Genomic DNA, 13,401 nt, shown 5'->3' on the forward strand with positions numbered 1-13,401 from the left:
AAAATGAATTATTTTTCCGATTGAAAATGAATTGTGATTTTTGATTATCATAGAGGATATTATGGAAAAACCGGAACAGACATATGACGACTACATAAAGGCTTTGACCGATATCAGTCGTGCCATTACATCGGATCTGTTTATCGAAGACCTTTTAAAACTGATTGTTATGGTAACCGCAAAGGTTACCGGAGTTGAGATCTGTTCTTTATGGATTGTCAACGAAGATGAAAAACCACCGAAAATTCGCCTCAAGGCCACCCAGTCCATTTCACCGGAGTATATCAAGGATAGGGCTTTGAACCTGGATGAAGGTGTTGTGGGGTATGTGGCGACACACAAAAAACCATTGGTTTTGAATGATGTGTTGGAAAGCGACCGGTTCAAAGAAAAAGAGATGGCTAAAAAACTGGGCCTTGTCTCAATGGTTGGTATCCCTTTGATAACAAAAGATGAAAAAGTCATTGGGGTCTTAAACTGTTTTACAGCAACTCCCCATGAATTTTCCGAAACGGAAATAAATCTTTTAAGTGTGGTTGCCAATCAATCGGCTGTTGCCATTGTCAATACGGAACTGATGGTAAAAACCCGTGTTATCCAGGAGGAACTGGAAGCCCGCAAAAAAATTGAACAAGCCAAGGAGGTTCTCATGCATAATCGAAAGATGACCGGGGATGAAGCCTATGGGTGGATAAGAAAGCGAAGCATGGATTCAAGAAAATCCATCCGTGAAGTGGCCGAAGCTGTGATTCTCTCCAATGAGATTTTTAATAATGAGTCGTCCTCTTAACTGTTTTCAAAAAATGTTTATTTTGCCTGTTGATATCCCATTGAAACGCCACTCACAATATATGCCCCCGGATAAACAGTTCTTCAAAAACCGTAACAATCAATTAGGCAATTCCCACATATGCAAAATAGGGTATCCCCATATGGTAGCAGCAGATCCCTGTTGGCAATTTTTTTGAGTTTCGTTTTTTTTAATTGCTTGAATAAAGACGATATACAATCAAATAGCAAAAAACAATTCGTAATAATAGAAAAAAGTTGCAATTCAATCAAAAAACGCAGAACAATTGTGCTGTGAGTGATATACTTCAGGAATGATTCTGCCAGTCAGTGTGCATTTGGACATCCCATACAAATTTTATTTTTTTTCAAACCCTTGACATTTTAAACAATAGCATTTAAGCTAACTAATCTGGCTAAATACAAAGGCGTATTAGCGAAGTTAAAAGAAAACAAAGGCGTTTTCCCAAATTATAACCTGGGCAAATGCCTTTTTTTATTTTGATTTTGGGAAGAAAAAATGAAAATTCATAGCACACCAAAAATTACGCTGTTTCACTGTTTACACTCTTTTGAAGAAACCGCTTCACTGTTGGACGGTTGTGAAATTAAAACCGTTAAAATGGCCTGCTCCTCAATGACAAAGGATATCCATCTTTTAAAGGCATTTGAAGCAGGAGCGGATGCCGTTCTGGTACTGGTTTGCCCTGAAAAAGGCTGCCGGTATGCCCAGGGCAGCATACGGGCAAAAAAACGGGTTGAGTATGTAAAAGCCATTTTAGATGATATTGGAATGGATGGAAGACGATTGAACATATTCAACACAACCTCAAGCGACAGCGATTCAATTAAAGATATTATCCGAAAAACGGTATTGGAGCTTGACACGATCGGCCCGAATCCCGCTTTAAATTATCCAAATTAATTCATCATCCCATAGATGCTGTTCTAATAACGGCAATGGCAGATTGACCTGCCACAAGCAACATTGAAAGTAACTGTTTGGATTTTTGAAGACTTTCATATAAAAAAAAATACCATCCGCATGGATGTTATGTGCCAAACCTGTCCCCCAAAAAAAGTGGAGTATAAAATGATAACCGGTAGTCAAAAACCCATTAATGAGATTGTTCAACTTACAGAACCCTATAAAAAAATTTTAATCCTTGGTTGCGGCACCTGTGTAAAAACATGCTTTGCAGGTGGTGAAGACGAAGTGGCTGTTCTTGCATCCGCTCTAAGGCTTGCGTTCAAGAAAATGGCCAAATCCATTGAAATAGAAGAACTGACCATTGAGCGCCAGTGTGAAAATGAGTTTATACAATGTGCATCATCCGGGGTTGGCAAAAATGATGCCGTCCTTTCCCTTGCCTGTGGTGCAGGTGTTCAGGCCCTGGCAAAGCGGTTTGCAAAAGCAGTGGTGTTGCCGGGTGTAAATACCACCTTTATCGGTATCCAGGAAAGCCCGGGTATTTTTACCGAAGAATGCTCCGGTTGCGGGAACTGCGGCCTTGCTCTCTTCGGAGGTGTTTGTCCGGTCACCAGATGCGCTAAAAAATTACTCAACGGACCCTGCGGCGGCTCCCAAAACGGTGTTTGTGAAGTCGATCCAAATACTCCATGTGCCTGGCACCTGATTATTGAACGGCTGACAACTTTGGGGCAACTTTCCAATCTGAAAAACTATATCCCTCCAAAAAGCTGGAATACCAGTCTTTCCGGCGGACCCAGAAAATTGATCAGGGAGGATCATATCATATGAAAATTTACAGCCAGCTTCATGAAAAACTTTCCAGGGGTGAATTTGCAATAACAGGCGAATGCGGCCCTCCAAGAGGGGCTAACAAAGAGGTTATTGATAAAAAAATCAAGCTGCTCAAGGGCTTTGTGGATGCGGTAAACGTCACAGACAACCAAACTGCCATTGTCAGGATGTCAAGTATTGCGGCTTCCGCCCACCTGGTTGCCGCAGGCCTGGAACCGGTGATGCAGATGGTGGTCAGGGACCGCAACAGAATTGCCATTCAATCGGATATCATGGGAGCCTATTCTCTTGGTATCAAAAATATTTTATGTTTGTCTGGAGATCACCAGAAATTCGGCAGCCAGCCGGAGGCCAGAAATGTGTTTGACATCGACTCTGTCAATCTCATCCGAACCGTTCGCAACATGCGGGATACAGGCAAGGACATGAGCGGGTTTGATCTGGATGTGGCTCCTCAGATGTTTATCGGCGCTGCAGCCAATCCTTTTGCCGACCCCTTTGAATACCGTGTAATACGGCTGGGCAAAAAGTTTGATGCCGGGGCGGATTTTGTTCAGACCCAGTGCATCTATAATATGGGCCGGTTCAAGGAATGGATCAGGCTGGCCAATGAGGAAGGCCTGACACAAAAGGGGTATATCCTCGGTGGCGTCACTCCGTTAAGATCCGCTGGCATGGCCCGGTATATGAACAAAAAAGTTGCCGGTATGGATGTACCTGAAGAGATCATCAAACGAATGGACGGTGTTGAAAAAAAGTGCCAGGCAGACGAAGGCATTAAAATCTGCCTTGAAACCATTCAAGCTCTCAAGGAACTTACCGGGGTACACGGGGTTCATATTATGGCCATTGAATGGGAAGACGCTGTTGCCAGGATTGTGGAACAGGCCGGTTTGAACTAAAACAAAAGGATGTCAGCATATGCCTCAAAAATATAATATCCATACAACGCCTGCATTGCCCAGATTTTATCCCGTGGGTAAATATGCCACCATAGAATTCAGGGAAGAGTGTGCCGGAAGCTGCAAAGAGTGTGTGAAAAAAAAATGTGTGTATGACATTTTCAAGGAAAATTACCTTCATATGAGCAAAATGGAGGAGCCTGAATATCTGTACACCTGCAATTCATGTTTCAGGTGCATCCAGGAATGCACCAAGGGAATTTTTTCCCGTGTGGTCAATCCTGAATACCGGGAGATCGGCGATGAGTATTGGACACCCGATATTCTTCACCGCACCTGGTATCAGGCCCATACCGGCAGCATTCCCGTATCGGGTGCCGGATACAGGGGACCTTTTGTGGGAAAGGGCTTTGACTCCATGTGGACGGACATGTCCGAGATTGTGCGGCCCACACGGGACGGCATCCATGGCCGTGAATATATCAATACCTGCATAGAGCTTTCAAGACGGCCGGAAAGGCTTGGCTTTAATACGGATGGGTCTCTTGCAGTCGATGTAAAGCCTATCCTTGAGATCCCGCTGCCCATCGTGTTCCAGCAGCCTGATTTTGGCGTATTAAGCAAGGATGTATGTGTTTCCATGCTCAAAGCAGCCCAGACTATTGGAACAAAAATGTTTGTTCCGGCAGCAGATGTGAGTGAAGATCTCATGTCGTTTGTATCCACCATTATTCCTGTGGTCACAAAGAAAAATTTTCAAGATTATTCAAAACTTATGGCACTTGCCGACATGGTTGAAATTGAATACGAACCGGGTATTGAAAAAACAATCTCTGCTTTAAAGTCTACAAATGAAACCCTTTGTATCAGTATAGGCCTGCCCTTGAGGGCTGATTCTGATTATGCCCAAATTTGTGCCGACCTTTCTAAAACAGACATCGACACCCTCCATGTTTATGCCGATGCAAACGGCAGGGAATTTAAGTCAGAAAATCCGCGATTTATCAAGGATATGTTAAGAGATATTCACCTGGCATTGATTGATGCCGCTACACGGCAGCAGATCAACATCCTTGCCTCGGGCGGGATAGGAATGGCCGAACATGTGAACAAGACCATCATCTGCGGGGCAGACGGGGTTGTTATTGATCTTCCCCTGCTCATTGCCATGGAATGCCGGCTGTGCGGCCGTTGCAAAAAGGAGTTGCCCTGTCCTGTTGAAATGGAAACCATTGATCCGGCATACGGCAGCAATAGGATCGTAAATCTCATGGGGGCCTGGCGAAACCAGATGCTTGAAATGATGGGTGCCATGGGATTAAGGGAAGCCAGAAGACTTCGAGGTGAAGTCGGCCGTTCCATGTGGTTTGAAGATCTTGAACAAGAAAGTTTTGCGCCGATTTTTGGTGAACGCAAAGTATCTATAGACGTGGGATAAGTTATGAGCCAATTAAAACATCAATTAAAACAACAACCAAGAAATCCATTGCCCGAAACCAGGGAGACTCCTTCACGGTTTCGCAATACCATTGGAAAATATATCATCAAACGAAATTCAAACTGTGTCTCCTGTGGAAAATGTGCGCAAATCTGTCTTTTTGGCGTTCATATCATGCCGGACAATCATGCTTCTCCTTTCAGGCCGGTTGAACACAAGTGCATCGGATTTGACTGCAAAAACACAGACCACTACTGCATTGAACACTGCCCGGAAGACGCACTGGTCATGAAAAAAAATCCTCTTCTGGACACCATGGGCGATTACCGATGGACTCCCGACATGCTGCTGGGCCATTTTGCCATGGCGGAAACCGGCAAACCTCCTCATGTGGATCTGGAATATAATCTGGGCAATTCCGGCGGCGGATTTGACAAGATGCGGTTTATTAAACCTGACCCGGATTTTGCCATTGAAATCAGTGATGAGGAAATAGACACCAGTATTGACCTGAATAAAACAGGAGACGGCCGACCCCTGAAAACCATTTCCATGCCCTGTTACGGCGGCGGCATGTCTTATGGCTCCACAGCTTTGTCCGTGATTGTCGGACGGGCAAGGGCTGCCAAAAAGCTCAATTCCCTTACCTGTACCGGTGAAGGGGGATATCCGCCCCAATTTCTTCCCTACAAAGAACATGTGATCACCCAGGTTGCCACCGGCCTTTTCGGGGTCAGAGAAGAAACCATACAAAATTGCCCTATTATGGAATTCAAGTATGCCCAGGGAGCAAAACCAGGTCTTGGCGGTCATCTTTTGGGAGAAAAAGTCACCCAGGCCGTTGCTGAAATGAGAGAAACCGTTGTGGGCAGCTCTCTTTTTTCACCGTTTCCGTTTCATTCCGTATATTCTGTTGAAGATCATAAAAAGCATGTGGACTGGATGAAAGAGATCAACCACAATGTGCTGTGTTCCATAAAGGTGTCCACCCCCACGGATGTGGACATGGTGGCCATAGGGGCCTATTATGCCGGTGCCCATATCATTCATATTGACGGCAGTTACGGCGGCACTGGTGCGGCTCCTGACATTGCCAAAAAGAACATTGCCATGCCCATTGAATATGCCATTCCAAAGGTTCACCGTTTTCTTGAGGCTGAAGGTGCCAGGGACAAAATCACCCTGATCGCCAGCGGCGGCATACGGAACGGGCTTGATGTGGCAAAAGCCATTGCCCTGGGTGCTGACGGGTGTGTTATTGGAACAGCTGATCTTGTGGCGGTTGAGTGTGTCAGGTGTGGAAATTGTGAAAGCGGCCGGGGATGTGCCCGTGGGATCGCAACCACAGACCCGGAACTGGGATACATGATTGATGAAGATTATGTGGAACAGAGGCTGGTCAACATGTACATGGCCTGGCGCAAACAGTGGTGCGATATTTTAAGGTCTTTTGGCTTGAAAAGCATCAGGGAACTGCGGGGCCGGTCAGATCTTCTGGTACACCTGGATTATCTGGATGAACAGGAAAGAAAAAAATACCAGCCTGCACCCGGTTACAAAATGGTTTTATAATTTTGGTTAACGGTTAGCTGTTAACGGTTAGCAATTAACGGTTAACAATAAGGAATTTTGATAATGACAAACATCAACAAGAATAAAATCATAAACAATATACTGGCTTCAAGGGGCAGACTTCCCCACATTAAGACACCTGTGAACAAATGCGATGAAGAGGGCGGCTGCGGCGTGACAGGATTTATGGCCTCCATTCCCGTTGCAGGAAAACATATTTACGAACCCTCGGTTCAAATGCATAACCGGGGTAACGGCAAGGGCGGCGGCATTGCTGCGGTGGGATTGAGTGCCGGCGATCTTGGGGTTCCGCAGGATGTGCTGGAAGACCATTACCTTTTGCAGGTGGCATACCTGGATGATACAGCCATTGCCCAGGTGGAGGCCACCAATATCACGCCCTTTTTTGACGTCTACTCATCTGAAAAAATACCGACGATTGATGATTACACCAGTATCGGTCTGGAGGTCAAGCCGCCGGATGTATGGCGCTATTTTGTAAGGGTCAGGCCTGCCGTGCTTGAAAAATTTATCCAGGCCAATCATTTTTATGACATGGACAAAAGAAAGGCGGAAGACGAATTTGTCTTCCAGAACTCCAACCGGCTGAACCAGGTTTATTATGCCTCACTTGGGGAAAAACAGGCTTTTGTCCTGTCCCATGCCAGGAACGTGATGATCCTCAAAGTAGTGGGTTATGCCGAACAGGCCACTCAATATTATTGCCTGGACAATTTCAGGGCCCATGGCTGGATTGCCCACCAGCGGTATCCCACACGGGGGCGCTTGTGGCATCCGGGCGGGGCACATCCGTTTTCCGGCATGCATGAAGCCCTGGTACACAATGGTGATTTTGCCAATTATCATGCTGTCAGCGAGTACTTGAACCAGTACAATATCTATCCCCAGTTCCTGACAGACACGGAGACTGCTGTGCTGCTGCTGGATTTGTACAACCGGGTGTTTGAGTATCCACTGGAATATATCATCGAGGCATTGGCACCGACCACGGAGTATGATTTTGACTGCCTCTCTCCTGAAAAGCAGAAGGTTTACCGTTATATCCAGTCCCAGCACATGACCGGCTCCCCTGACGGTCCCTGGTTTTTCATCATTGCCAGAAATGACCCGTACAAGGATCTGATGCAATTGATCGGTATCACGGATACGGCCATGCTCAGGCCCCAGGTCTTTGCCCTCCAGGAACGCGACGATGTCCAGATCGGTCTTGTCTGCTCTGAAAAACAGGCCATTGATGCCACCTTGCAAAGCATTGCAGCCGAAGACAGCCGATTTTGCCCCATTGCCGACAAATACTGGAATGCCAGGGGCGGCAGCTCAACAGATGGCGGTGCCTTTACCTTTACCATCAAGGATTCGGGAAAAGGCGACGGCTCAAAAAAACTGGTCACCCAGAATAAATTTGGTGAGATCGTTCAAACACCTGAGGGTCAGATGCATTTTGACGTATCTGTGAATATCTCCACTGTGGTTGAAAAAAATGCCCGGACAGCAAAAATTGAAGGATTTTTTCACGAAAATGATTTACAGGGACTCAAACAATACTGCATATCTGAATTTACTGAACTGCATTTTCAACAAATCCTGAATTTGTGTCATAAAATAGAAGCTCTGGCCGGCACGGACGATGATAAAAAAGCCCTGGCTATTAATCTGTTAACCCATTTGAATGACAGGATTTTTCCAACAGGCAATAAAGAACGAAGCTCTGTTCTCCAGATCATCCGGGAAAGCCTTACCGCTATTTTCAAATCCTCTCCCAAAATAGGCGATCATCAAAACAGCAGGTATGTTTATATTGACCGGGCGACCCGGAAGGACTTGCGATCCCCCCTGGGGGATGAAAAAATCCTTGTGGTGAATGCAAAAGAATTTGAACCGGAAGGTAAAAACTGTGATTCAAGATTGATCAACAAGGCCTACCGGTTGGGATGGAAACAGTATCTGTGCTATGGCTACAAAGGCCAGAGATTTACCGGCTGCGGATTTGGGCCGAATTCTGATGAAGTTCGATTTGATGTGTACGACAGCTCCGGGGATTATATGGCCTCTGGGATTGACGGCATGCAGATCCATGTTCACGGAAATGCCCAGGATCAGCTGGGCCAGATCATGAAAAGAGGCAAATTTGTTGTACACGGAGATGTGGGGCAAACCTTCATGTATGGTGCCAAAGGCGGCGAAGTCTACATCCTGGGAAATGCTGCAGGACGTCCTCTGATCAATGCCACAGGCGGCCCCCGCGTGGTGATCAATGGAACTTGCCTTGATTACCTGGCAGAATCTTTTATGGCGGGTGATCCATTGAACGGCGGCGGTTTTGTCATTGTCAACGGGATTAACTTTGATGATAACGGCAAGGTGATTGATCTTCCCATGCCCTACCCTGGCTCCAACCTGTTCTCCCTTGCCTCAGGCGGGGCCATTTACCTGAGAGACCCGGACAAAAAAGTGGTGGATGAACATTTAAACGGCGGTGTATTTGCAGAGTTGACAGATGCGGACTGGAAGTTGATCCGTCCCTATCTTGAAGAAAATGAAATTTTATTTGGTATCACCATTGAAGAGGATCTTTTAACGATTAATGGAAAGCAACTGCCTTTTAATAAAGTATATCGCAAAGTCATGCCGATTCACTCATAGGCATTTAAAATACAAAAAAAATAATTTCCCTTTTATTTTTATTTCCCCGAATTAGACAGACCGGCTCATTTTTATATTGAGCCGGTTTTTCTATTATCGGCTTATCCCGGGGATATCAATCAGGCTATTCTGCCGTACAAAAATTTTGAATTATCGAATCTATGAATCATTTATGATATAAAAATAGCTTGCAGGCCTTAAAAATTGGATAAAAATGGAGAAAAAAACAAATGACAAGACTTGATCAGCCGCTCAAAATAAAAAATGTGCATATTAGAAACAGACTGGTTCTTCCTCCTATCACAACTGGCTACGGGTCTGCCGAAGGTTTAGTCACAGAAGATATCCTTCATTTTTATACTGAAAGATCCAGGCAGGTAGGGCTTACCATTGTTGAAGCAACTGCTGTGCAATCCAATGGGTGTATCGTCCCCTGCAGTCTTGGACTTTGGAATGATTCTCAAATTTTTGGTATGGCCACACTTGCAAAAGCCATAAAAGCTCAGGGAGCTTTGGCTGTTGTACAATTAAATCATGCAGGCCCAAAGTGTTCACCGCGTGAAAATGAAAAACAAAGACTTTCACCTTCCGGAATAGCCTTTCGAACGGATGTTGAGGCAATTGTTATGGATGCTCAGGATATTGCACAATTGATAGATGATTTTTCCAAAGCTGCTGTTCGAGCAGCAAAAGCCGGGTTTGATGGTGTTGAAATTCATGGTGCCCATCTATATTTGCTGAGTCAGTTTTTATCTCCATTAACGAATAAAAGAAATGACCGCTATGGCGGGGATGCCAAAGGCCGAGCTACTTTGGCTTTGGAAATCGTAAGAAGCGTCCGTAAAAATCTGGAACCGGAGTATCCCATCTTTTTTCGTATAAATGCTGAGGAAAAAATTGAGGGAGGGCAAACCTTTGAAGATGCTCTTGTTATAGCTAAATTGCTTGCAAGAGAAGGTGTGGATGTTTTTGATGTTTCATTGATCACCCAAGGTGGTTGGGAAGAGATTGATAATAAAAGAGTCCTCGTGGGGTCTTCAGCATTACCTAAGGATCAGCCTTCCGGAGCAAACCTTTCTTTTACCACTGTATTTAAAAAAGAAATCAAACTTCCGGTTATTGGTGTTGGTAAATTGGGTATCGGCCAGGCAGCAGCCAATGCAGTGAAAAATCAAAATATAGATATGGTTGCAATTGGGCGGCAAATGATCTGTGACCCAAAAACAGCAAAAAAAATGCTGGATAAAAAGGATGCTGATATTATTTTGTGTGATGAATGCTTAAAATGCTTTGCTACCATAGGCAAAAGTGTGCCCATGGCCTGCAAGGTCAATAAAAATTTGCCTTTTTAACGCCGGGGTTAAAAAAAAATTTCAGTAAAATTTTTAATAATTGATCTGCTATTATTATTTAGTATTGGCAGGCTTATCGTTGTGGATTAGCAACTAAAGTGTGTGTGAAGCATTGTAATGAATATTTGATAAAAAGCTATCGAGCCTGAAAAACTTATTGAAAGGATTCCATTAATACTTTAAGTTGTGATTAAAATTATTTGTTGGAGTTTGAATAATGTAACATCCTAAAAAAATGGGAAATGGAGTTATGGCTAAAATTCTATTGATAGATGATTCCTGGTTGACTCGAAGAGGTCTTTCAGGAATGATTAGTTCTTCCGGACATGAAATTGTCGAGGCGGAAAATGGCATGGATGGAATTAAGAAAATTCAAGACGAATGTCCGGATTGTATTTTCCTTGATCTTTTAATGCCTGAGATGGACGGGTATGAAGTTTTAGAGATATTAAAAGAAAAAAACATTAAAATACCAGTTATTGTATGCAGTGCCGATATTCAGAATACTGCTAAAAGTAAATGTTTAAAATTAGGAGCTTTTGATTTCCTCAACAAACCGCCAATGGTGGAAGAGGTTTTGCAAGTATTGGAAAAAGCTCTGCAAATATAGATAAATCTAAGAGAAATATATGAAAACAACAGAAAAGCAAATAGAAGCGTTAAGGGAGCTCATAAATATTGGTGTTGGCAAAAGCGCTTCAATTCTGAACACAATGTTGAACTCTCATATTATTCTTCAAGTTCCTTTATTAAAAATTCTTAACATTTCAGAATTAAATAATGAAGTAAAAGCCTTTAGCAAAGGAAAACTGTCAACTGTTATCCTAAAATTTGATGGTCCTTTTTCAGGAAGTGCTGAATTGATATTTCCCAGTGAAACCGCCATGATATTAGTAAATAGCCTGGTTGGTGAAAATCCAATAGGAATGGATTTTGATTCAATTCGATCAGGAACCCTATGTGAAATCGGTAATGTTGTTTTAAATGGGGTAATGGGATCAATCTCCAATATTTTTTCATCCTATTTTAAGTATTCCGTACCAGAGTATATAGAAGATTTTGCTGAAAATATTTTTTCTGAAAAAGCTGTTGACTTTGATATGAAAGTTTTACTTGCAAAAACAAAATTCATTATCAAAGAACTGAATATTGATGGAGATATTATGTTGTTTTTTGAAGTTTCTGCCTTGGATAGACTGATTGAAATGATCGAAGAATTATAGAAAATGAATAAAATAATATATTCCCTTGAACAATTCCGTTTACTTGATAATGTTCCCATAGCTATTTGTGTGGTTGATAAAGCATATAATATCGTTTTTTGGAACAATTGCATTGAATCCTGGACAAAAAAAAAAAAAGCTGACGTTTTAAACAAAAAACTGGGAACAATATACCCTCATTTTAATGAAAAAAAATATACCTGCAGAATAGATCCTATCCTCTCAGGGGGGCCTCCTGCAATATTTTCATCCCAGCTTCACGGGCATCTTTTTCCGTCAAAACTTTCAAATGGTCAATTCAGGATATTGCAAACAACTGTTTCAAATGTTCCCGCAGAGGGAGACAATCAGTATTACGCTCTTTTTGCCATAAAAGATTTTACTGAACTGTCCTACAGAATCATTGATTACCGGGAAATGCAAAAAAAAGCCCGGCAGGAAATTGAACAACGAAAAAAGGTGGAGCAAGAACTCAGGATAGCGAATGAAGAAATTGTTAAACAGCAAAAAACCGCTATTGAAGAAGAAAGACTTAAAGTTCTATTGCAAATGGCAGGTGCAACAGCTCACGAATTAAATCAACCATTGATGATTCTTCTCGGAAATATTGAATTACTGAAGCTGGATCGAAATGATCCTGAAAAACTAACCGAATATATTTCAAAGATAAGTGATTCAGGCAACAGGATCGCAAATATCATCAAAAAGATACAAAGGGTCAAACGTATTGTCAAAAAAACTTACAGTGCCGGAGCTGACATTGTAGACATTCATCAGAAAGAAAAAATTTTGCATGTGGAAGATGATCATGCTTATTTTGAAAATATCCGCGCCTTGCTAAAGGATACAAAATACAAATATATAAAGAATACCGATTCTTTGAGCAATGCCAAATCATTGCTGCTAAAAAAAGACTTTGATCTGATTGTCCTTGATTATTTATTGCCTGATGGAGATGCTTTTGAATTATTGGATTTTTTACGCCTGAAAAAATTAAATCTTCCTGTGATTATTCTTACAGGCCAAGGAAGTGAGAGTATCGCTTCAAGAATACTTCGGCATGGAGCAGGTGATTATTTGTCTAAAACAAAACTGGACAAAGAATCCTTGTTGGAATCCATTGAATTTGTTCTTGAAAAGCATTATCTGAATCAGGATAAGGAAAGAGCAATGGTGGTAATGGGAGATTTGTCTGCAAAAGACGAACTGACAGGCATCTATAACAGGCGATATTTTACTGAAGCCCTGATTCGTGAAATTTCCGGCGCACAAAGATATCAAAAAAAATTAGCACTCTGCATGATTGATCTTGATCACTTTAAAATGGTCAACGATTCATATGGTCATGTGGTTGGTGATGCGGTTTTAAAAAAAATTGCTGATATTATTAAAAATGCAGTTCGCGAATATGATATTCCCTGCCGGTATGGGGGAGAAGAATTTAGCCTGATTTTGCCGGATACGGACAGAGACGGAGCTGAAATCGTCTGTGAAAGAATAAGAAACGATGTGGCTGATTATGTGTTTAAATATGATCACATTTCTTTTCAAATAACATTGAGTGCGGGAGTGACTTTCCTGAAAAAATCAAAGGACAGCAATTCAAAACAGTCTGATATGCTCATAAAACAAGCTGATGCAGCTCTTTATAAAGCCAAGAACATGGGGCGAAACAGGGTTTTATTTTTATGATATT

11 protein-coding genes are annotated in these 13,401 nt (G+C 42.7%); all 11 read left to right on the plus strand.

The window, feature by feature from the left end; all coding sequences use genetic code 11:
• The first annotated feature begins 61 nt into the window (after positions 1 to 61).
• Complete coding sequence (locus TOL2_RS17270; protein WP_014958579.1) at positions 62 to 790, plus strand: GAF and ANTAR domain-containing protein; 729 nt, start codon at positions 62 to 64, stop codon at positions 788 to 790.
• A gap of 519 nt (positions 791 to 1,309) precedes the next feature.
• The gene (locus TOL2_RS17275; RefSeq protein WP_014958580.1) at positions 1,310 to 1,714 is read left to right on the plus strand and encodes a hydrogenase iron-sulfur subunit; all 405 of its coding nucleotides are present in this window, start codon (positions 1,310 to 1,312) and stop codon (positions 1,712 to 1,714) included.
• A 168-nt stretch (positions 1,715 to 1,882) separates the two neighbouring features.
• On the plus strand, positions 1,883 to 2,551 hold the full coding sequence (locus tag TOL2_RS17280) for a methylenetetrahydrofolate reductase C-terminal domain-containing protein (RefSeq protein WP_014958581.1): 669 nt from the start codon (positions 1,883 to 1,885) through the stop codon (positions 2,549 to 2,551).
• Positions 2,548 to 3,456 carry a methylenetetrahydrofolate reductase gene (locus tag TOL2_RS17285; RefSeq protein ID WP_014958582.1) on the plus strand — a complete coding sequence of 303 codons (909 nt, stop codon included), beginning with the start codon at positions 2,548 to 2,550 and terminating at the stop codon, positions 3,454 to 3,456. The genes TOL2_RS17280 and TOL2_RS17285 overlap by 4 nt, the downstream gene beginning before the upstream one ends.
• Before the next feature lie 19 nt (positions 3,457 to 3,475).
• On the plus strand, positions 3,476 to 4,894 hold the full coding sequence (locus TOL2_RS17290; RefSeq protein ID WP_014958583.1) for a glutamate synthase-related protein: 1,419 nt from the start codon (positions 3,476 to 3,478) through the stop codon (positions 4,892 to 4,894).
• Positions 4,895 to 4,897: 3 nt separating this feature from the next.
• Positions 4,898 to 6,466 (plus strand): glutamate synthase-related protein, encoded by a 1,569-nt coding sequence (locus TOL2_RS17295; protein ID WP_051012443.1) that lies wholly within the window; start codon positions 4,898 to 4,900, stop codon positions 6,464 to 6,466.
• A gap of 63 nt (positions 6,467 to 6,529) precedes the next feature.
• The gene (locus tag TOL2_RS17300; protein WP_014958585.1) at positions 6,530 to 9,130 is read left to right on the plus strand and encodes a GltB/FmdC/FwdC-like GXGXG domain-containing protein; all 2,601 of its coding nucleotides are present in this window, start codon (positions 6,530 to 6,532) and stop codon (positions 9,128 to 9,130) included.
• Between the two features lie 230 nt (positions 9,131 to 9,360).
• On the plus strand, positions 9,361 to 10,482 hold the full coding sequence (locus TOL2_RS17305) for an oxidoreductase (RefSeq protein WP_014958586.1): 1,122 nt from the start codon (positions 9,361 to 9,363) through the stop codon (positions 10,480 to 10,482).
• A 250-nt stretch (positions 10,483 to 10,732) separates the two neighbouring features.
• The gene (locus TOL2_RS17310; RefSeq protein WP_014958587.1) at positions 10,733 to 11,092 is read left to right on the plus strand and encodes a response regulator; all 360 of its coding nucleotides are present in this window, start codon (positions 10,733 to 10,735) and stop codon (positions 11,090 to 11,092) included.
• 19 nt (positions 11,093 to 11,111) lie between these two features.
• Positions 11,112 to 11,705: a chemotaxis protein CheC gene (locus TOL2_RS17315; RefSeq protein WP_014958588.1), complete on the plus strand. Its 594-nt coding sequence runs from the start codon at positions 11,112 to 11,114 to the stop codon at positions 11,703 to 11,705.
• Positions 11,706 to 11,708: 3 nt separating this feature from the next.
• Positions 11,709 to 13,397, plus strand: a complete 1,689-nt coding sequence (locus TOL2_RS17320) for a diguanylate cyclase (RefSeq protein WP_014958589.1) — start codon at positions 11,709 to 11,711, stop codon at positions 13,395 to 13,397.
• Positions 13,398 to 13,401: the final 4 nt, after the last annotated feature.

The sequence above is a fragment of the Desulfobacula toluolica Tol2 genome, assembly GCF_000307105.1.
GTDB lineage: Bacteria > Desulfobacterota > Desulfobacteria > Desulfobacterales > Desulfobacteraceae > Desulfobacula > Desulfobacula toluolica.

Coding starts and splice junctions, on each gene's coding strand:
- TOL2_RS17270 (WP_014958579.1), top strand. CDS start 62: ATGGAAAAACCGGAACAGACATATGACGACTACATAAAGGCTTTGACC.
- TOL2_RS17275 (WP_014958580.1), top strand. CDS start 1,310: ATGAAAATTCATAGCACACCAAAAATTACGCTGTTTCACTGTTTACAC.
- TOL2_RS17280 (WP_014958581.1), top strand. CDS start 1,883: ATGATAACCGGTAGTCAAAAACCCATTAATGAGATTGTTCAACTTACA.
- TOL2_RS17285 (WP_014958582.1), top strand. CDS start 2,548: ATGAAAATTTACAGCCAGCTTCATGAAAAACTTTCCAGGGGTGAATTT.
- TOL2_RS17290 (WP_014958583.1), top strand. CDS start 3,476: ATGCCTCAAAAATATAATATCCATACAACGCCTGCATTGCCCAGATTT.
- TOL2_RS17295 (WP_051012443.1), top strand. CDS start 4,898: ATGAGCCAATTAAAACATCAATTAAAACAACAACCAAGAAATCCATTG.
- TOL2_RS17300 (WP_014958585.1), top strand. CDS start 6,530: ATGACAAACATCAACAAGAATAAAATCATAAACAATATACTGGCTTCA.
- TOL2_RS17305 (WP_014958586.1), top strand. CDS start 9,361: ATGACAAGACTTGATCAGCCGCTCAAAATAAAAAATGTGCATATTAGA.
- TOL2_RS17310 (WP_014958587.1), top strand. CDS start 10,733: ATGGCTAAAATTCTATTGATAGATGATTCCTGGTTGACTCGAAGAGGT.
- TOL2_RS17315 (WP_014958588.1), top strand. CDS start 11,112: ATGAAAACAACAGAAAAGCAAATAGAAGCGTTAAGGGAGCTCATAAAT.
- TOL2_RS17320 (WP_014958589.1), top strand. CDS start 11,709: ATGAATAAAATAATATATTCCCTTGAACAATTCCGTTTACTTGATAAT.